The sequence below is a fragment of the Chryseobacterium proteolyticum genome (assembly GCF_046591535.1).
Taxonomy (GTDB): Bacteria; Bacteroidota; Bacteroidia; order Flavobacteriales; family Weeksellaceae; genus Chryseobacterium; species Chryseobacterium proteolyticum.
Map to the genome: position 1 here is coordinate 64878 of NZ_JBJLWK010000006.1, position 20129 is coordinate 85006.

15 protein-coding genes, 5 pseudogenes and 1 riboswitch are annotated in these 20129 nt (G+C 36.4%); of the genes and pseudogenes, 13 read left to right on the plus strand and 7 right to left on the minus strand.

Features of this window, described 5'->3' with window-relative positions:
* Positions 1 to 230: 230 nt before the first annotated feature.
* From ACJ5H0_RS19840 to ACJ5H0_RS19850, 3 genes and pseudogenes are all read left to right on the plus strand, one after another.
* Positions 231 to 3078: pseudogene (locus tag ACJ5H0_RS19840) on the plus strand (TonB-dependent receptor plug domain-containing protein).
* Positions 3079 to 3184: 106 nt separating this feature from the next.
* The gene (locus ACJ5H0_RS19845; RefSeq protein ID WP_172277658.1) at positions 3185 to 4150 is read left to right on the plus strand and encodes an NAD-dependent epimerase/dehydratase family protein; all 966 of its coding nucleotides are present in this window, start codon (positions 3185 to 3187) and stop codon (positions 4148 to 4150) included.
* Positions 4151 to 4234: 84 nt separating this feature from the next.
* Entirely contained in the window at positions 4235 to 4987 is a 753-nt protein-coding gene (locus ACJ5H0_RS19850; RefSeq protein ID WP_411251704.1) for a polysaccharide deacetylase family protein, read from the plus strand.
* A 94-nt stretch (positions 4988 to 5081) separates the two neighbouring features.
* Here ACJ5H0_RS19850 and ACJ5H0_RS19855 read toward each other — a convergent pair whose 3' ends face one another.
* Together ACJ5H0_RS19855 and ACJ5H0_RS19860 are read right to left on the minus strand one after the other, a co-directional pair.
* A complete protein-coding gene (locus tag ACJ5H0_RS19855; RefSeq protein ID WP_411251706.1) occupies positions 5082 to 6287 on the minus strand; it encodes a metallophosphoesterase in 1206 nt (401 codons plus the stop codon).
* 67 nt (positions 6288 to 6354) lie between these two features.
* A pseudogene (locus ACJ5H0_RS19860) lies at positions 6355 to 7423 on the minus strand (3-oxoacyl-ACP synthase III family protein).
* A gap of 100 nt (positions 7424 to 7523) precedes the next feature.
* On the opposite strand from ACJ5H0_RS19860, the gene ACJ5H0_RS19865 reads away from it, so the two are divergent.
* From ACJ5H0_RS19865 to ACJ5H0_RS19900, 8 genes and pseudogenes are all read left to right on the plus strand, one after another.
* Positions 7524 to 8093: a hypothetical protein gene (locus ACJ5H0_RS19865; protein ID WP_172277666.1), complete on the plus strand. Its 570-nt coding sequence runs from the start codon at positions 7524 to 7526 to the stop codon at positions 8091 to 8093.
* Positions 8090 to 8822, plus strand: a pseudogene (ubiE, locus tag ACJ5H0_RS19870) (bifunctional demethylmenaquinone methyltransferase/2-methoxy-6-polyprenyl-1,4-benzoquinol methylase UbiE). Before ACJ5H0_RS19865 ends, ubiE begins: the two are co-directional and overlap by 4 nt.
* Positions 8823 to 8825: 3 nt before the next feature.
* Positions 8826 to 9608: a type IX secretion/gliding motility protein PorT/SprT gene (porT, locus tag ACJ5H0_RS19875; RefSeq protein WP_172277670.1), complete on the plus strand. Its 783-nt coding sequence runs from the start codon at positions 8826 to 8828 to the stop codon at positions 9606 to 9608.
* Between the two features lie 138 nt (positions 9609 to 9746).
* Positions 9747 to 10050: pseudogene (locus tag ACJ5H0_RS19880) on the plus strand (hypothetical protein).
* Entirely contained in the window at positions 10050 to 10337 is a 288-nt protein-coding gene (locus ACJ5H0_RS19885; RefSeq protein ID WP_172277674.1) for a cell division protein ZapA, read from the plus strand. Before ACJ5H0_RS19880 ends, ACJ5H0_RS19885 begins: the two are co-directional and overlap by 1 nt.
* Positions 10338 to 10563: 226 nt before the next feature.
* Positions 10564 to 12133, plus strand: a pseudogene (gene rny / locus ACJ5H0_RS19890) (ribonuclease Y).
* A gap of 73 nt (positions 12134 to 12206) precedes the next feature.
* Positions 12207 to 13451 carry an MFS transporter gene (locus ACJ5H0_RS19895; RefSeq protein ID WP_411251708.1) on the plus strand — a complete coding sequence of 415 codons (1245 nt, stop codon included), beginning with the start codon at positions 12207 to 12209 and terminating at the stop codon, positions 13449 to 13451.
* A gap of 168 nt (positions 13452 to 13619) precedes the next feature.
* Complete coding sequence (locus tag ACJ5H0_RS19900; RefSeq protein ID WP_172277680.1) at positions 13620 to 13814, plus strand: hypothetical protein; 195 nt, start codon at positions 13620 to 13622, stop codon at positions 13812 to 13814.
* An 83-nt stretch (positions 13815 to 13897) separates the two neighbouring features.
* Here the strand turns inward: ACJ5H0_RS19900 and ACJ5H0_RS19905 are convergent, their stop codons facing one another.
* From ACJ5H0_RS19905 to ACJ5H0_RS19925, 5 genes are all read right to left on the minus strand, one after another.
* Positions 13898 to 14854: a YeiH family protein gene (locus ACJ5H0_RS19905; protein WP_411251710.1), complete on the minus strand. Its 957-nt coding sequence runs from the start codon at positions 14852 to 14854 to the stop codon at positions 13898 to 13900.
* 62 nt (positions 14855 to 14916) lie between these two features.
* Positions 14917 to 15798: a LysR substrate-binding domain-containing protein gene (locus ACJ5H0_RS19910; RefSeq protein WP_411251713.1), complete on the minus strand. Its 882-nt coding sequence runs from the start codon at positions 15796 to 15798 to the stop codon at positions 14917 to 14919.
* A gap of 59 nt (positions 15799 to 15857) precedes the next feature.
* A complete protein-coding gene (locus ACJ5H0_RS19915; RefSeq protein ID WP_411251715.1) occupies positions 15858 to 17162 on the minus strand; it encodes a voltage-gated chloride channel family protein in 1305 nt (434 codons plus the stop codon).
* A 30-nt stretch (positions 17163 to 17192) separates the two neighbouring features.
* Positions 17193 to 17260, minus strand: a riboswitch (Fluoride riboswitch).
* Positions 17261 to 17273: 13 nt separating this feature from the next.
* Positions 17274 to 18116, minus strand: coding sequence for a GLPGLI family protein (locus ACJ5H0_RS19920; protein ID WP_411251718.1), 843 nt, complete (start codon positions 18114 to 18116; stop codon positions 17274 to 17276).
* Between the two features lie 73 nt (positions 18117 to 18189).
* Positions 18190 to 18657 (minus strand): acyl-CoA thioesterase, encoded by a 468-nt coding sequence (locus tag ACJ5H0_RS19925; RefSeq protein ID WP_172277690.1) that lies wholly within the window; start codon positions 18655 to 18657, stop codon positions 18190 to 18192.
* A 116-nt stretch (positions 18658 to 18773) separates the two neighbouring features.
* Between ACJ5H0_RS19925 and ACJ5H0_RS19930 the strand changes: the two genes are divergently transcribed.
* Both ACJ5H0_RS19930 and ACJ5H0_RS19935 read left to right on the plus strand, forming a co-directional pair.
* Entirely contained in the window at positions 18774 to 19127 is a 354-nt protein-coding gene (locus tag ACJ5H0_RS19930; protein WP_345989564.1) for an arsenate reductase family protein, read from the plus strand.
* A gap of 287 nt (positions 19128 to 19414) precedes the next feature.
* Positions 19415 to 20119 (plus strand): hypothetical protein, encoded by a 705-nt coding sequence (locus ACJ5H0_RS19935; RefSeq protein ID WP_273647484.1) that lies wholly within the window; start codon positions 19415 to 19417, stop codon positions 20117 to 20119.
* The last annotated feature ends 10 nt before the right edge of the window (positions 20120 to 20129 follow it).

Sequence of the window (20129 nt, forward strand, 5' to 3'; positions counted from 1 at the left end):
AAAATTATATATTTTTAAATGAAATATTTCTTTTTCAGGTCTATATGTATAATTGATCAGCTGAAGGAAAAATAGAGTATTGTATTATTTATATTAAAATATCTGATGATGTTAATTTTGTATAATTTTTATTCGTTTTAAATAATTATAATTTAATAAAATAGGTTTTTGTTTGCGTTTAAATTGTTTTTAAAAGATAATTCATTACTTTTGGAAAAAAAAACAACCGTATGATCAAAAATTACCAGAAGGCAGCTTCTCTCGCTGCATTATTTTTTGTTTCCGTTTATGCCCATGCGCAAACCGATTCTACAAAAACAAAGAATATAGAAGAAATCAAAATTACCTTAGGGTCCAGAAACAAAGCAAGAGTAGCAACGGATACGCCTGTACCTGTAGATGTTATCAATATCAGCTCACAGTCTGTTATCACTCCGCAGATGGATCTCAACCAGATTCTGAATTATGCAGCTCCTTCGTTTACCTCAAATTCAACCACAGTTGCAGACGGTACGGATCATATTGATCCGGCTCAGTTGAGAGGGTTGGGTCCCGACCAGGTATTGGTTTTGCTTAATGGTAAAAGAAGACATACCTCTTCGCTGGTTAATGTAAATGGTTCTCCCGGAAGAGGTTCTGTGGGAACCGATCTGAATGCATTGCCTGCATTTGCTATAGAACGTCTGGAAGTCCTGAGAGACGGAGCCTCTGCACAATATGGTTCCGATGCTATTGCGGGGGTGATTAATGTTATCATGAAGAAGAATACTAATGCATTTACTTCGGCAATTACAGCAGGGGGACTTAATTCCAAAGGGTCCAATGACCACAGCGGAGGCTGGGATGGAGGTAAATATCAATTAGACCTTAATTATGGTACAGCTATAGGAAAGAATGGATTCATCAATTTTACGGCAAGTTTAATGAAGCGGGAAGAGACACGAAGAGCCAATGCTGCTACCGGGCAGATTTTTAATGCCTATAATGCTATCGAACAAAGGGCGCTGGAGAACGGTGTCAATATTTCCTCCCTTTTCGGAAATATCGGGAACACTCCCAATTCCCAACAGATTATTGATTATATTCATCAATATGCTCAAAATGTAAATTATTTTAGTCCCGCTTTTCAAACTGAGATTCAGAATGCCAATAGTATTTCTCAGCTTCAAACACTTTTAAAAACTGATGTTTCAGAAAATGAAATGGCATATAGAGGGCTTGCGAGAAACGATTTTAATATGAGAGTAGGACAGTCCAGGTTGACATCGGGGCAGTTTTTCATGAATTCTGAATTTGATCTTGCTTCTTCCGTAAAAGGATATGCTTTTGGGGGGGATTTCCTATAGAAGTGGCAATGCGGGAGGTTTTTTCCGCAGGCCTTATGAGAGTAGGGCTTCTACTTCTATTTATCCTAATGGTTTCCTGCCTGAAATCGCTTCTGATGTTATAGATCTTTCCCTGGCAACAGGTTTTAAAGGTAAAATAGGGAATATTAATTATGATATAAGCAACACATACGGTCGGAATACTTTCGATTATACCATTAAAAATACGGCGAATGCTTCTATGCTTTATCCGAGTAAAACAGAATTTAAAGCTGGAGGACTCAATTTTTCTCAGAATACCGTTAATGCGGATTTTGATACAAAGGTTGACTGGCTTCAAGGGTTTAATATTGCATTTGGGGGAGAGGCCAGATTTGAGAGGTATAAAATTCAAAGTGGAGAACAGGATTCCTGGGCACTCTACGATATTAATGGTAATATTCAGGATGTTTCAACACCTGCTAATCTTAAACCGACTGATTTTTTTGGTGCGGTGAGACCCGGTGGAGCTCAGGTATTTCCGGGATTCAGACCAGCGAATAGTCTAAATAAAGGAAGGAGCTCTGTAGCCGGATATATAGACACTGAACTTGATGTTACGGATAAATGGCTGATAAGTGGTGCCGTGAGATATGAGAATTATTCTGACTTTGGATCCACATTTAATTATAAAATTGCTACAAGATATAAGCTTACAGATCAGATTAACGTCAGGGCAGCACATTCTACTGGATTTCGTGCACCATCTTTGCAACAGATCTACTATAATGCGACATCTACTCAGTTTGTGGGTGGTATAGCATATGAAGTTGGTACATTCTCTAATGATTCTGAAATAGCAAAAAATTTAGGAATTCCACAATTGAAACAGGAGGAATCTGTAAGCTATTCCGCCGGCTTTACTGCTAAAATACCTAATGCGAACCTTACATTTACGGTGGATGGATATTATATTAAAATTAAAAACAGAGTTGTTTTAACGGACCAGTTTTTGAGGCCAAGCGGGACGTATCCAGGCGGAAGTCCTTTGTTTAACCTTCAAAGGGAGTTTGATAAGGCTAATGCCAATGCGGCAACTTTTTTCGCCAATGCTATTGATACTCAGACAAAAGGATTGGAGGGCGTTATTTCCCACCGTGCTAAATTCTCATCAAATATTTCACTAAATTCCGATCTGGCTGTCACTATTTCCAAAACAAATAGGGTAGGGAATATCCACGGCTCTGATGTTTTAATTAATGCAGGGCAGATCAATCGTTATTATTCCGAGACCAGTCGCATCTATGTAGAAGAAGCCGTTCCGAGGTTTAAAGCATCTCTTAATAACGGCCTGGAGATTGGTAGATTTAATGTTTTACTAAGAAATGTATATTTTGGAAAGGTGACCGATCCTAATACAATGGATGTTAATGGAGATGGTAAAATTGGCTATGAAATAATCAATGGCAGTGTTGTTGAAAATGAACATCCGGTTTGGGGTGCTAAGGTAATAACCGATCTTTCCGTTGGTTTTAAATTTAATAAGAGCTTTATCCTGACGATTGGTGCCAATAACCTGTTCGATATCTATCCTGATAAAAATTATGGGCCAACGCCGGTGCAGAGGCCTACTGTGGATGCTGCAGGAAATATTGTTTATACACCCGCTACAATTGATCTCTCTAATCAAAATCAGTTTGTATATTCCAGAAATGTCTCGCAGTTTGGGATGAATGGAAGATTTCTTTTTACAAGGCTGAATTTTAGTTTTTAGAGAACTTCTGACAATGTTCTGAAGGTGTGTTTTTACGCACCTTTTTTTATTATGATAAGCATGATTTTTTTACTTTTGTAAAATTCAAAACCTAAAAGAAATAAAAATGGAATCCTATACGGAAAAAATACTGATTACCGGTGCTTTAGGGCAAATCGGAACTGAACTTACCAACAGACTTGTTGAGATCCACGGAGCGGAAAATGTTGTAGCCTCAGGCCTCGACAGATGGCAGAAGGGAATTACATCAGCCGGCTATTATGAGAGAATGGATGTTACCAACACCCAGCTTGTGAGACAAATCATTAAAGATTATGATATCACGACTGTTTATCACTTAGCCTCTTTATTGTCCGGAACCTCAGAAAAGCAGCCTATTTTTGCATGGAAGCTAAACCTGGAGCCTCTCCTTCATTTTTGTGAAATGGCAAGAGAAGGATTGCTTAAAAAGATCTTTTGGCCAAGTTCAATTGCAGTATTCGGAAAAGGAATTCCAAAAGAAAATGTTGAGCAGGATGTAGTCCTGAATCCTACTACCGTTTACGGTATTTCTAAAATGGCAGGTGAAAAATGGTGTGAGTATTACTTTGACAAACACGGAGTGGATGTAAGAAGTATCCGTTATCCGGGGTTAATTTCATGGAAGACTCCGGCAGGGGGAGGAACTACGGATTATGCGGTAGAGATTTTTTACGAAGCGATAGAAGAGGGGAAGTATACGAGTTTTATTTCTGAAAATACAGGGATGCCTATGTTGTATATGGATGATGCTATCAATGCGACATTGAAATTAATGGAAGCTCCAAAAGAAAGTTTAACGGTTCGTTCTTCTTATAATTTAGGTGGAATGTCATTTACTCCAAAAGAATTGGCAGAAGAAATCAAGAAAGAAATTCCGGATTTTGAGATCGATTATAAACCTGATTTCAGACAGGAAATTGCAGATTCATGGCCAGCTTCAATTGATGATTCAATCGCCAAAAAAGATTGGGGACTGACGTATGATTTTGGAATTTCTGAAATGACAAAAGACATGATCAAGAATCTTAAAGTAAAATTAGGTAAAAATTAGTTACTTAAAGTATAGCTTTAATTAAAAATGTTTTTAACGTCTCATTTTTAATGTATTATAAAATTTATATAAAATTGAGTTTAGATGGTATTATTAACTTTTAACATCCTTGATATTGAAGCAAAGACTAAAACTAATGCTCAGATTACAGGCGATGACCGTTTAAAAATAACAGTTGATAATACAAAAGCTATTCTCAGAATTTTGGATATTCACGATACGAAAGCCACATTTTTTATTGAGGTCTCTATCGTTGAAAAACTTCATCATCTTATAAAAGCAATTTCAACCCGTGGGCATGAAATTGCTTTTTATAATAAAAATTCTTCCCTTCAGGAGATCGAAGCGGTTAAGAAAAATATAGAAGAATGTTTTGGAAAACAGATCCGGGGAATTCGCCAGAAAGACGTAAAACTTCCGCAGGAGAATTTGAAATTACTTGAGTTTAATTATGTTTCCAATATCGATAATGCCAATATTCTTTTTCCGTTCAAAAGGCTGAAAAGAGATACTGAGATTACAGAAGAAGATGGGTTAAGTATTATTCCGGAAAGTATTTCGCCGTACAGTCAATTACCCTATAATGATTTTGTATTTCAGATATTGCCTATGAAATATTACCAGAATATGGTTTTTGAAACATTAAAGAATGATGAATTTGTTTTGATCTATCTTAATTCCTGGCAGTTTACGGATTTTAAGACGTATCCCTTTGATATTCCTTTTTACAGAAGCTTTTCATCAGGAAAAAAAATGGAGGACAAATTAAATGCCCTCCTTACCTGGATCAACGAGAAAGAAATGGCTACTTCCCGTATGAAAGATTATATTTTTTAATAAGAAAGTTTACAGTAACGGACGAATTGAAAATGTCTTAAGTAGTTTATTGAAATGATACCTAAGATCTAATTTGTCTTCTAACTTCTAACTTCTAGCTCAACTCAAAAAGTGTGATTTCAGGTAAAACTCCAACCCTCCCTGGATATCCAAGCACTCCAAACCCTCTGTTTACATACAGGAATTTACCTTCGCTCTCATAGATATCCGCCCATTTTGGATAACGGTATTGTACCGGTGACCATTTGATGTTTTTAAGATCAAGACCGAACTGCATTCCGTGGGTATGGCCTGATAACGTCAACTGGACATTTCCGGGGTGTTGTTTTACAATGGAATCAAAGTGAGTAGGGTCGTGGCTCATTAATATTTTTGCGGCTGATTCCGGTACTCCTGCAATCGCCCTATCAAGATCTCCGAATTGAGGGAACGGTTTAAGCCCCCAGTTTTCTACACCCAGAATATAAAGCTTTTCACCATCTTTTTCGATGATTCTGTGTTCATTTCTCAGCATGTCAAATCCGGCCTGTTTTTCATAGTCAATAAGCGTTTCCAGGTTCTTTTTCTTGGCATCCAGAGAAGTCCAGGTAACATAATCACCGTAATCATGGTTTCCCAGTACTGCAAATTTGCCATCCTTGGCTGTTATTTTTGAAAATAAGGGTATAAATGGTTTGAACTCTTCAGAAACATTATTGACCATATCTCCAGTGAATAAGACCAGATCAGGTTTTTGCTCATTAATCAGTTCAATGGCGTGCTCTAATTTACTTGGATCGGCGAAACTCCCACTGTGGACATCGGAGATCTGTATGACCTTATAACCTTTGAAGTTTTTAGGAAGATTAGCAATTTTTACCTTAACCTTTCTCACTTTATGCCTGTATTTACCAAATGTAATTCCATCAATAAAAAGTGCCGAAAGTACACCTCCCAGACCGAGTCCCATTAAGCTTAAAAACTTTCTTCTTTCCGGGAAAAAGTTTTCCGCAGGGTTCCGGAATCCAAGGATATAGGTACCGGTCCTGAAAATATCATCGATCAATAAAAACAAAACAATGAAAATTTTGGGAAGGATGAAAATGAGAAATAGGGACATCATCCATTGAATTCTTACAGAACTCCGGTCTGCTTTCTGAAAATGGGCAAGCTCATAGGCGAAAAGCCCGTAAATAGCTAATGATAAAACACAGTAACCGATTTTCACCCAGGAATTATCCGTCAATGTCCTTATCGCCTGATAAATGTATATTTCCAAAAACAGAAATATGGCGGCAATAATTAAAAAATTTTTTTGCATAATCAGATTAAAAAAGCACAAAAGAAAATTTCCCTTTGTGCTTTTAATATTTTTAAATTATTTATTCTTAAGGAAATTTATAAACGATAGCATTGATGTTCATTCCGGCACCTACCGAAGTCATAACAACGTTACCTTTTTCTTTAAACGAATGACCAGCCATTTTTCCTTTAATTATTAAATCATACATGGTAGGAATGGTTGCTACAGACGAATTTCCAAACTCCTGAATGGTCATCGGAGAGATAGTATGATCATAATCTTTTACATCATAAAGCTTGTGAAGTCTTTCGATCATAGCATAATCCATTTTTGCATTAGCCTGGTGGATTAATATTTTGTCGATATCCTCAATAGAAAGCCCAGCGTCATCAATAGTTTCTTTGATGGCTGCCGGAACATTTTTTTAATGCGTATTCATAGATCTTTCTGCCTTGCATTCTTACAAATAAACGGGTTTGATCAGAGTCTTTATTGATCGAAGGTCCGTTGGCAAGGTAGTTTAATTCAATTCCATTATCGCAAATCGTATTGTGTGCAATAATTCCTACATTTTCCTCATCTGTAGCTCTTACTACTACAGCTCCGGCTCCGTCTGCAAAAATCATTCTGTTTCGGTCATGTGGATCTGTAACACGGCTTAAAGTTTCCGCACCGATTACTAAAATGGTTTTTGCTGCTTTGGCTTTGATCAGATTATCTGCTAAGATCATCGCTTCCACCCATCCCGGACATCCGAAAAGCATGTCATAGGTTACACATTTTCTGTTCGTAATACCCAGTTTATTCTTTACTCTGGCAGCCATTGTAGGCATGAAATCAGCGTATCCGTTTACAGTAACTTCTCCAAAATTACTGGCGTAAATAATATAATCCAGTTCTTCACCGTCAATTTTAGCATCTGCAATGGCTAGCTTTGCAGCTTCGTAACCTATTTGTGAGTTTGAAAGATCTTCGTCAATGAATCTTCTGTTTTCTATTTCTGTAATTTCTACAAACTTGGCAATCGTTTCTTCAGTAGGCTTGTCAATCTTTACCCCGTCTTCTGTATAGAATTCTGAACCTAGAAAAAAGTCTCTTCCGATAATCCTTTTAGGAAGGTAAGATCCAGAACCAATAATGATCGTATTCGGCATTCGTTTAAATGATTTTTTAAAAACGCAAAGTTAATAATTAATCTTAATAAGAAAGAATTAAAAATATTATTAAATTTGCAAAAATTGTACTTTACAGTCTATGAAAAATAATCCATCCTTAAAAGGCTTACTTATTGCTGTTGTGGCGTTTATCATTGCCTTTGGGATTTATTTCCTTTTTTTAGCTAAGAAAAATTATTACTTAGTAGACAACCCCACTCCCAATACCTATTACTATAGAATTAATAACGGTTCTGAAGGAATTATTTCAGCAGGACAGTCGGTGAAGGTTGATTTGAATAAAGGAAAAAATTCTATTAAAGTTTTCGATCAGAATAAAAAAATACTTTACGATTCTGCCTTTGAGGTAAATAAAATTCGCGGGTTATTGAACATCGCTCACCAGGATTATTATATTAACCGCCAATATTATGGATACAATCTTAAAAAAGATTCATTACTTTTGGAGCTTAATAAAACCGTAATAGACGGAAAAGAATATCTGGGCGGGGCAAAGCATTTCAATAAACTGTTTACTGATGATTTTTATTATAATGTAGATGAGGATTATGATAAGATCATTAAAAATATTGACAAAGTAGAATCCCGTTCAAAGATTTTCAGAAAGCAAGATTACCTTAATTACTATAAAGAATATTACAAGTTTTGACAAAAGATATCAACCAAGTAACTCCCTACAATTCTGATGCTACAAAAAAAAAGCCAGGTAGAGGATATGTTCGACAATATTGCACCCAAGTATGATCTTTTAAACCGTGTTTTATCAATGAAGATTGATATCATATGGAGAAATAAATTGGTCAAATGGATGAAAAATGACAACCCTCAGGAAGTGCTGGATGTGGCTACAGGAACGGGGGATCTGGCCATTACAATTGAAAAAGGAACCAATGCAAAAGTAGTTGGTTTGGATTTATCGCAACAAATGTTAAATGTTGGCGTTATTAAAATAAAAAAACTTAAATTAGACGGCAAAATTTCCATGCAGAAGGGGGATGCAGAAAATTTACCCTTCGAGGACAATAGATTCGACTCTGTTTCCGTTGCATTTGGAGTGAGGAATTTTGAAAACCTTACAAAAGGTTTAGCAGAGTTAAGAAGAGTAGTAAAAGATAACAAAAGTGTTTTTATACTTGAGTTTTCAAAGGTTGAGGGGTTCTTGGGGCCATTTTATATGTTTTATTTTAAAAACATATTACCTGCCATAGGGAAATTGGTTTCTAAAGATAATAGGGCATACACATACCTTCCGGATTCTGTAAATGCTTTTCCTTACGGGGAGAAGATGAGACAAATTCTTTTAGATACAGGATTTAAGAAAGTAGAATATAAAAAACTAAGTTTAGGTATAGCCACAATTTATAAAGCAACAAAGTAACCTATGAATAAATTTTTATTAAAAGCACTGGTGTTAGCCTCAGTAAATATTGCAATCTTTGCGGATGCGCAATTTAGAACCCGAAACAGAATGGATAAGTTGGAGGAATTTGATCAACAAGTCTTCAGTTGGGGTTTTTATCTGAATGGCAATATACTGGACTACCGTATCGTATTAAACCCAAGATATGGTATGAATGGGAATCAAAATCTTGTTACATCTAAGAGCAGTACAAGCTTCGGAGCCGGATTAATCGGTAAATGGAGATTGAATGACTATTTAGATTTAAGAGCGGAACCAGGCTTGCAATTTGCTCAAAGGGAACTTACTTTCAACACGCAGTCTAATGACCAGTATGCGGCTGGTACTTTAACAAATGCTCCTTTTACTCCATTTCCTTTAACGGAAAAAGATAAAGTAAGACAGGTAAAATCAACATTGGTGGATATTCCGGTGATGCTTGAGCTTCACGGACAGAGATGGTACAATTCCAGACCATATGTCGCTGCAGGGGTAAATTATATCGTGAATCTTCAATCCAACTCTACTTCCACTGATGATAACCTTCAGCAGGTTTTCAGATCCACTACACATAACTTTGCGTGGTCTGCGGAGATGGGAATCCAGTTTTACTTCAATAAGTTTAAACTGACTCCGGCCATCAGAGGTACGTTCATTATGAACAACGAAGTTGTTGCGGATAACGCAAACACTCCTCCTTACTGGGCAGCTGCAATGTCTACTTTACAGACAAGAGCCATCATGTTTGTATTGAAATTTGAATAAGAAAAGACTTAAAATATAAAAAGGAGATGCGAAAGCATCTCCTTTTTTGTTCATCATATCAAAATATAGAGACTTTTATTTTTGTTAATGTCAATATTTTTATATTTTTGCTAACAGTTAGAATATATAAAACCTGGAATGCTTCAAGATTTAGAGAATAATTTTTCAGAGCTGGAAAAAAAGATTTTGAATTTACATAAAAACTATCAGAATCTTACTGAGAAATTTACGGAATTGAATACAGAGCATGAAGAATTGAAGAAGAAATATGATGAGGAAAGAAAAAAAAAGTCAGGTATTAGCAGAAGAACAAAAAAAGATAAAACTTTATTCAGCAATATCAGGAAATCCCGAACATAATAGATTAATGAAAAACCATATCAATCGATTAGTAAAGGAAATTGATTTCTGTATTGCTCAGCTTCAAAACAGTGGATTATAATGGAGGTAAGGAGAATAACCATCAACATTGCAGGAAGAGTTTATCCGCTGAACGTACCGGCCGCAGAGGAAGAGACTTTGCGTAAAGTAGGGAAGCAGATTGAAAGTATGATTAAAGATTTTGAACAAAACTTCGATGTAAGAGATAAACAGGATGCTTTGGCCATGTGTGCCCTTAAATTAGGAACCAATGCTGAAGTAGTATCACTTAACTACGAAAAAAACATAAATTCAACCAACGAAAGATTAGTAAAGATTAATCAGACGTTGAATGAAATTGGGAAATAGATTTTTTTTCCTGAAACAACTGCCTACAATAGTTCTAACACATTAAAGGTAAACTCAACGCTAAACAATTACCGAACAAATGTCCATCGAATGGCGTGCCGGTTCTCCGGATTACAGACAGTGGAAATCAGTTCAAATCGTGTTGATTAGGAGTTTACTCTATATCACTGGATTATTGTAGGCTTTTTTTATTTAAATGATTAAAGACAATTAAAACTCAATATATATGACAACAGCCATTATAGTCGGCGTTATTTGCTTGGTAGTTGGTGCGGTTATAGGGATTCTTTTCTCTAAGAGCTCACTCAATGCCAAGGCAAAATTTATTATAGATGATGCAAAGAAAAATGCTGAAAACCTTATAGAAAAAGCTAACGTACAAGCCGAATCCATAAAAAAAAGAAAAGAACCTTCAAGCTAAAGAGAAATTCCTTGAATTAAAATCTCAGCACGATGCCGATATCCAGGCCCGTGAAAAGAAAATACAGGAGATTGAGAAAAGAACAAAAGATAAGGAACATAAGCTGAATGATGAGCTTAGTAAGACCGGAAAGCTTGAAAAGGATCTGGATAAGCAGATTGCAGATTATGCAAAGAAGAACGAAATTTTAGAAAGAAAACAACAGGAATTGGATTCTGTGACTTCTAAAAAAGTTGAAATTCTTGAGAAAATATCTAACTATACGGCAGAAGAAGCAAAAGCTGAATTGGTAGAATCCATGAAAGCAGAAGCTAAAACCAGAGCTCAGGCGCATGTTCAGAGCATCATGGAAGAAGCCCAGCTTAATGCCAAGAGTGAAGCCAGAAAAATCGTAATTCAAACGATTCAAAGAATCGGGACAGAGCAGGCTATCGAAAACTCAGTATCGGTTTTCAATATCGAATCTGATGAAGTAAAAGGTAGAATTATCGGTAGAGAGGGTAGAAATATCCGTGCACTGGAAGCGGTAACAGGAGTTGAGATTATCGTAGATGATACCCCGGAAGCTATTCTTCTTTCATGTTTTGACCCTGTAAGAAGAGAGATTGCAAGATTATCACTTCACAGATTGGTTACAGATGGAAGAATCCACCCAGCAAGAATTGAAGAAGTTGTTGAAAAAACAAGAAAACAAATCGAAGAGGAAATCATTGAGGTTGGTAAAAGAACCATCATAGATTTAGGAATTCACGGATTACACCCTGAATTGATTAAGATCGTAGGTAGAATGAAATACCGTTCTTCTTACGGACAAAACTTATTACAGCACTCCAGAGAAGTTGCCAATATTGCTGCAACCATGGCTGCTGAACTAGGATTAAATGTGAAACTGGCGAAAAGAGCAGGTCTTTTACATGATATCGGTAAGGTTCCTGAGCAGGAATCTGAACTTCCTCACGCATTGCTAGGTATGCAATGGGCTGAGAAATATGGAGAAAATCCTGAGGTAATCAATGCTATTGGAGCTCACCACGACGAAGTTGAAATGACTTCCCTGTTGTCTCCAATTATCCAGGTTGCCGATGCTATTTCCGGAGCAAGACCGGGGGCAAGACGTCAGGTATTGGAATCTTATATTCAGAGACTGAAAGATCTTGAATCGGCAGCATTAAGCTTTGATGGAGTATCAAGTGCTTACGCGATTCAGGCAGGTAGAGAGTTGAGAGTAATGGTAGAAAGCGGAAAAGTGAATGACGAAATTGCTTCTCAGTTGTCTTACGATATCTCTGAAAAGATTCAGAACGAATTAACATATCCCGGACAGGTAAAAGTAACAGTAATCAGAGAGACGAGAGCTGTGAATATTGCGAGATAATAATTTAACAAAGATATTCTGTAAAAACCTTTCAAGAAATTGAAAGGTTTTTTATTTTTATCAAAATTTAAAAATGCAAGAACTATCCATGTCTTCAAAGCTGAAGTACATTTTCTCCATTCCGGTAATTATTTCTGCTCTCGGTTATTTCGTAGATATTTATGACCTCCTTTTATTCGGTATTGTAAGGATTCCCAGTTTAAAAGCTTTAGGCCTCAATCCTGATGTGGATGGTACCTTCATTTTGAATTGCCAGATGACCGGCTTATTGATTGGTGGGGTTTTCTGGGGTATTTTTGGAGATAAAAAAGGCCGGCTATCCGTATTATTCGGTTCTATTCTTGTATATTCCCTCGCAAACATAGCCTGTGGATTCCTCCCTTACTTTCCTAAAGAGCATTTGGTGTACCAATATGCGGGTTTAAGGTTTATAGCAGGTATTGGGTTAGCCGGAGAGCTTGGAGCCGGAATAACCCTTGTTTCTGAAAGCCTCCCGAAAAGTTTACGGGCAATAGGGACATCGGTAGTGGCAGGTTTTGGATTAATGGGTGCGGTAGTGGCTCAGCTAACTGTTGAACTCGCCGGAAGCTGGAATATTTCTTACATTATCGGAGGTGTTCTGGGTATTATGCTGCTATTTTTAAGGATAAGCGTTTCAGAATCGGGAATTTATAAGAATATTGAGCATCAGACGAATGTTTCAAAAGGCAATTTTCTTTCCTTTTTTACCAATAAAGATCGTTTCATTAGGTATATGAAATGTATAGCTGTCGGACTTCCAACCTGGTATTGTATAGGTATTCTTGCTGTGTTAGCCAATCAGTTTGCTCCCCAAATGGGCATTAAGGAGATCAATCCCGGAAAAGCTATTATGTGGGGATACGTTGGAATATCTATCGGGGATTTGATGAGTGGATTTATTTCACATCTTTTAAAATCCAGGAAAATGGCTATTTTTTATATGCTGGCATTTACGCTGGTAGGTGTTGCAGTTATGCTTTTCGGTAATACCAATACCGAAACCAAATATTACATTTTCTGTGTATGGCTAGGGCTGGGAACAGGATATTGGGCCATGTTCGTTACCCTGGCTGCCGAACAGTTCGGGACCAATATCAGGAATACGGCAACGACTACTGTTCCTAATATGGTAAGGGGATTGGTGCCTGTAATGATTCTGGCTTTTGACTTACTTAAGCATAATTTTACCGTTATCATAAGTGCCGCTATTGTTGGAGTAATCGTTTTCGGACTGGCATTTTATTCATCAATTACGATTTCCGAAACCCATAACAAAGACCTTGAATTTACAGAATAACAGCAGGTGTTTAATAAATTGTAAAAGTGTTTTTTGCTTTAAAAAATTAATAACTGTTTTTATATAAATAAATTATGAATTTTTTTTGTAAACTATGCTTTGAATATTAATTATTTGTTTAAATTTGAAATCATTAAACTATATTGTTCAATCTCAAAATCAAATCACATGGTAAACAACATTTTTAAAAACGCTAAGAAATTAAACAAAGGAGAACTTAAAAACATCGTAGGAGGTGTAAACGTGAATCCTGATTTATCTCTATGCGGATGCAGCTGTTCAGGTTCTGTAACTGGTCCTAAATACTGCATTCAGTACATTGCTTGCCCACAGGTATATACTTGTGATCAGTCGGCAATTTAATTACGAATTATTTCAGTTAGAAATAAACATTTCCACATTTAATACGCAAAAGCCTTTTGGGGACCCAAAGGGCTTTTGTCTTTTTAATGGATAATATACAACAATGTTCCCGTACTTATAGAAATCCATAGGATGACTGCTATAGCCAGTGGCTTAAAACCAATTGTTTTTAAGGTTTGCAGAGAAAGGGTGGATCCAATAAGGAATAAAGTTAAGTTTAATCCTGATTTTGAAACTGTGGTAATGATCTCGCTGAAATGAGCAAACAAGGGTATATAGGTATTTAATAAGATTGCAAAAACAAAATATCCGATAAACCACGGAACTTTAATCTTCGATTCTTTATTTTTAAAGATCAACATGGTAATAAGAGAAACCGGAATAATCCATAAAGCACGGGCAAGCTTCACAGTAGTGGCTGTTTTTAATGCTTCATCCCCAAACTTGCCTGCAGCTCCCACAACGGAACTGGTATCATGAATACCGATCGCACACCATAACCCGAATTGCTCCTGGGAAAGGTGTAATGCATGACCAATAACAGGGTAAACAAATAATGCAATGGAGTTTAAAGTAAAAATGATTGCAAGAGCAAGAGAAATCTGTTTGGTGCTGGGTTTAATGATGGGAGAGGTAGCCGCTATGGCACTGCCTCCACAGATAGCGGTACCAACAGAAACCAGATATGACAATTTTTTTTCCAGCTTACATACTTTACCTAAAAAATACCCCAGGATCATTACTGTTGCAATGCTCACAACGGTTAATATAAAACCCGTTTTACCAGCCTGTAAAGCTTCGTTAAGTTTTAATCCGAAACCCAACCCTACAATGGATATCTGAAGCAGTAAATGAATGTACCGATGGAGATATTTTTCAAAAGGATTTCCTAAAAGGACAGCGAGTAGAAATCCTAAAGCAAGAGCGATGGGAGATGAAATCCACGGTGTAAGCGTAATGACTGCTAATGTAAGGAAAATGATTTTCTTTGTTTTTTCGTTTTGGATAAAACGATTCATATTATAGATTCTTGAATTCATTCTTCAAAATTCTACAATTAATTATTACAATGTAAATTGTATTTTGTTATACTGGATAACTTTTAGTTATAATTTATAAACTTTAAGAAAAGTTGAATAAGGGCAGATTGCTCTCCTTTTGGAAGGATATAATGGAAGTTTCTTTCAATACTGAAATTTTTAATATCAATAATCGTGAGAGTATTATTTTTCAGCTCATTTAAGACAGTGCTTACGGAAAGAAATGCCAGACATTCGGAATGAAGGAGGTAGTTTTTTATACTTTCGCTGCTTCCCAATTGCATAACAATATTGAGATTTTCTAGATCAATGCCTTTTTCTTTTAACCGACTCTGGATAAATTCCTGTGTTCCCGAACCTTGCTCCCGGAAGATCAGGTCTGTATTGTATAAGTCTTTCAATTGCAGTGTCTTGTTCATAAGAGGGTGGTCCGATTTTGCAACAAGTACAATTTCATCGGGTTTAAAAATTTTATAATCAAAATAAGAAGATTGGGATTCGCCTTCAATGATTCCCAAGTCAATTTTACCCTCTTTTAATAATGTTGATATAGCTTCTGTATTGTAAGTAAGCAGTTCAATCTTAATATCCCGGTAATACGAATGAAATTTTGCGAGGATCTCAGGAAGGATATATTGTGCAACAGTAGTACTTGCGCCAATAATCAGTTTGCCCCTATGTTCAGAATTCAGCTGATAAATTTCAAACTCCAGATCTCTGTACATATTGCGGATCTTTTCTGCATATTCGTAAAGTATGACTCCACTACCAGTAAGCTGGATAGATGTACCTTTCCTGTTAAACAGCCTGGTGTTAAGCTGGCTTTCTATTTCCTTGATATGTTTGGTGACCGCAGGTTGAGAGATATTCAACTCCTCAGAAGCTTTTGTAAAGCTCAGTCTTGAAGCAACCGTGTGAAAAACTTTAAGTCTGTAGTCAAACATGCTGTAAAAACAATTAAGACACAAACTTAGTTAAATTGTATGTAAGAATACCTTAAAATTCAGAGATCTGAAAAACTTTTATCCTGGTCGCCCTCGTATCTGCGATGTTTAGCTTGTCCTATTCTTTGCCGCGTGTAAATGCTGTTTCTGCCCGATAATAAATAAGAAACAACACAAGCTATGGCAACATAAATTCCGGATTCAGCTCCAAAAAGCTCGATCCCCATAAGCATACACGCAAGGGGAGTATTGGTTGCTCCTGCAAAAACTGCCACAAAACCCATTCCTGCCAAAAGCCCGAAAGGAAGAGGGATAAACAGGGATAAAGCACTTCCCAATGTTGCTCCGATAAAAAATAACGGAGTTACTTCACCGCCCTTGAATCCTGCGGATAATGTTATGATCGTAAAAATCATTTTTAAGGCAAAATCATAAAAAGGCAACTGATTTTCGAATGATTCCACAATTGTGGGGATTCCCAGACCGACATACCGTGTCGTTCCCATTGTAAATACAGCAATAGCAACAATACCACCACCCACAATAGGCCGGAATGGGGGAAACGTGATCTTAGATTTGAATATTCTTCCTGCCCAATGTATCATTTTACTGAATGCTGCTGCACACAGACCAAAAGCAACACCGGCCAGAATACTGTAAAGAATAGGTAAAAACTCAGGTTTTGGGACGAAATCAATATAATAATGGGTATGTTTTACATTCCACAGATCGGTTGCCCAGTTTGCAATAATAGCAGACGCAAATGCTGGAAAAATGGCATTATAACGGATCCTTCCAATGAGAAAAACTTCAAGACCGAATACCGCTCCGGCTAGCGGTGTTCCAAAAACAGAACCGAAACCAGCAGCTATGGCAGCAATAATTAAAATTTTCCTTTCGGTTTTATCCAGTCTGAATGGTTTACTGATTTGGTCTGAAATTGCTCCTGCCATTTGTATTGCTGTTCCTTCCCGGCCTGCAGAACCTCCGAAAAAATGAGTAACTATAGTACCCAGATATACAAAAGGAGCCATTTTAAAAGGAATGGTTTCCTGAGGATCATGAATGGTATCGATCAGTAAATTATTACCGGCTTCGACGTCCTTTCCGTAGTAATGATATAGCAGCCCTATTAAAAAACCGGCCACCGGAAGAAGCGCAATCAACCAGATATGGTTCTCTCTGAAACGGGTAGCCCATTCAAGGGACTGCAAAAACCCGGCTGAGGCACTTCCGACCAGAATCCCGATGATCGAGCTGATGCAAAGCCATTTTACAATATATGGGAAAGCAGGGAATTTTCTAAAGAAAAATCTTGAATGAAATACTATTTTTTTACTTACTGTTCGGTGATTTTTAGACATAATAATCCTGATTAATTTTGGTTGATAATCTATTAATCAGGCGTCATCAGCTTACGTAAAGCGGTTGGGTAAGGAAGAACACCATTTCCTTTTGAGCTACAAAGATAAATATTATTTATTAATTTTATAATGCATTGCTTTATCAATCTCAATAGGATTATTATACTTTCTTATTACCTCCTGCATGCTTTTGGTTTGTGTATTGAGCTCATCTACATTGCGGATTTCTTTTCCGTTGATATTGATATTAAGATCAGTTGCCGTTTTGCTGATGGTATTTCTTTCAAAAGCAAAAGGGTCATTATAAAATTCCAGCAATAATTTTTGCTTTTGCTTTTCATTGATGGGGATTGCTTTGTTGCCAAAATTAGACTCCAGAAAATCTTCAGTGGATGGTGTTCTGGTTAATGTTTCGCTTTTTAGAAGATGATAGATGAAATTTTTATTTGAATCGGATAATTCAAAAATTAACCCCGGCAGACCACGAAATTTAAAAGGTCCTTCATTAAATGGAATATCCTTACAAAACCATGCAGTCCAGCTTCTTCCTCCAAAATCGGCAGTTGCTTTTTGCAAAGTGTAATGTTCTACTTTTTTCACTTCGTCAGAGATCATCCAGTTGATTTTGTCAGTAGTCCTGAATGAATAATATCCTGCTTTTATATTAATGAAATTTTCATGATCAAAGGAGTTGACTTTTCTTTTTACAACCTGTCCGGACATATCCGTATAGCTGGAGTTCATTCCGAACTTTTTATTTAAAGAATCCGTAGCCATTAGGTTTTGTCCGTAGAACTTAACTTCTTTTGGGGTGATATCCAGGATCATATTCTGCTTTTCATAACCGGATTCCGTGGAGTCCATTTTATATTTGAGCTCATAAATGAACCTATGGGTCTGGGACTGAACAAAAGTAATAATTAACAGGGCAGATAATGTAAAAATAATTTTCATGATATCTATAAATTTCTATTCCTTAACTATAAATTGTTGGTCCTCTTTATGATTAATGAATTGCTGCCTTCTCTTATAAAAAAGGCTTCATTTCATCCTCAATCTGGGTCCTTAATTCCATAAGTCTTTTTGCATACTGCTCCTGCTGCTTTTCTTCTTCAGTCTCAGGAACCCATTTAGGAACAGGCAGCTTTTTGCCATTTTCATCCACGGCTACAAAAACAATGATGCAATGTGTCTTTTTGTCAAAATTAGGTTGCTTGAGGTTTCTCGAAAATACATTGATCGAAATGTGCATGCTGGAGGTTCCGGTATAAATAACCTGAGCTTCAACCTTCACAATTTCCCCGATTTTAATGGGTTCATAAAAACGAATTCCCCCTACGTAAACCGTTACAGAATAATTTCCGCTCCAGGTAGTGGCACAGGCATAGCCGGCCTGGTCTATCCATTTCATCACGCTTCCCCCGTGAACATTTCCTCCATAATTAACATCCGATGGTTCCGAGATAAACTGAAACGTAATTGGCTTGTTCTGCATTGTATAAAATTTGAATAAAGATATTTAATAATTTTCAAAATCCTGAATTAAATCATAATTTTGAAGGGTTAAAGCTTATCATAAGCTTTTTTAGGATCATAAAAATCATAATAGAGATGAAAAAAGTATTCCACCTGAATACCTGCGATACCTGCAGAAAGATATTGGCACAGTTTGATCTTACAGACTGGGAACTCCGAGAAATTAAGAAAGAGCCGGTTACAGAAGAAGAGCTTGCTGAGATGTACAAAAGGACTCAATCGTACGAAGCATTGTTTAGCAAAAAGTCTACACAGATTAAATTACGGGGACTGGATGTAAAATCATTAAAAGAAAAGGATTTTAAAAATTTATTACTGGATCATTATACCTTTTTGAAACGACCTGTTTTCGTAACGGATAAGGAAATTTTTGTGGGAAATGATAAAAATAATATTGAGAATTTAAAAACGTTCTTTGGTGCCGATTAATTTCTGAAAATAAGATCATACAAATTTAAAACTTCGATTTGTAAAGGATTATTTTTCTGATTCGAAATATTTCACTCAATTAAATACATGTACGATTTTGAATATCCGGTATTGTTTACCGGATATTTGCTTCTCAGTAGAATTTGATAAAAAAATGATTTTTAGATTTTTTTGTATGTTAGCTGGTGATGAAAAAACTCCCTGATTCTCTTAATTCCCAAATTCCCTAAACAGGATCTGTGAAATTTTTCATCTATAATTTATAAACACAAAAAATAAAACAAATTATGATGGAAAAAGATTTTAATCCTGTAATAAAAGCTGTCCAGAACCTAAGAAAATTAAGCACTGATATTACCCTTACCCATAAGGAGATTGTGGAGGGCAATGATGGCATCATAAAAAAGATTGATGAAGCTGGAGAACTCATTGTTTTGTTTAATGATTGCATCATTATCAATTTATGGCTGAACGAAAAAGCTAAGCTACTTGAAAATATCATTGTATTGCTTGGAATACTTAGGAGTATCGAAGACAAATTCATAAATAAGGACCGCTCCAACCTGCTTGAAATAAGACAAGCTTACAACCATTATAAAGATGTTGTAATTAACATTCTGATAGAAATGCAAAATGTAGGAAACAGTATTTTTACAGCAGAAAACCTTCAAAAATGGGACAGCATCTGGGAGATTATTTCAAAGAATCTGAACCGGATTCTTTCCACATCTGAATCTTATAAATTAAAACTAACCCTCATGGAAAACCTTGAACCGGATGAAATTGATGCTTTAACATTAGATATCCTGAAATATATTCCATGGAGTTACCCGGATTCGGAAGATCAAAATTATGAAAGACAATATGCGGAGGCTTACGATGAATTAAATCAATCCCTGTCTGAGAAAAAGAATGTATGGAATAAAGTTCTTAGTGTTTTGGCTGGTGGTATGGACGAGACATCAGCACATCGCTTGTCAATTAAAAGATAAATGTTGAGTG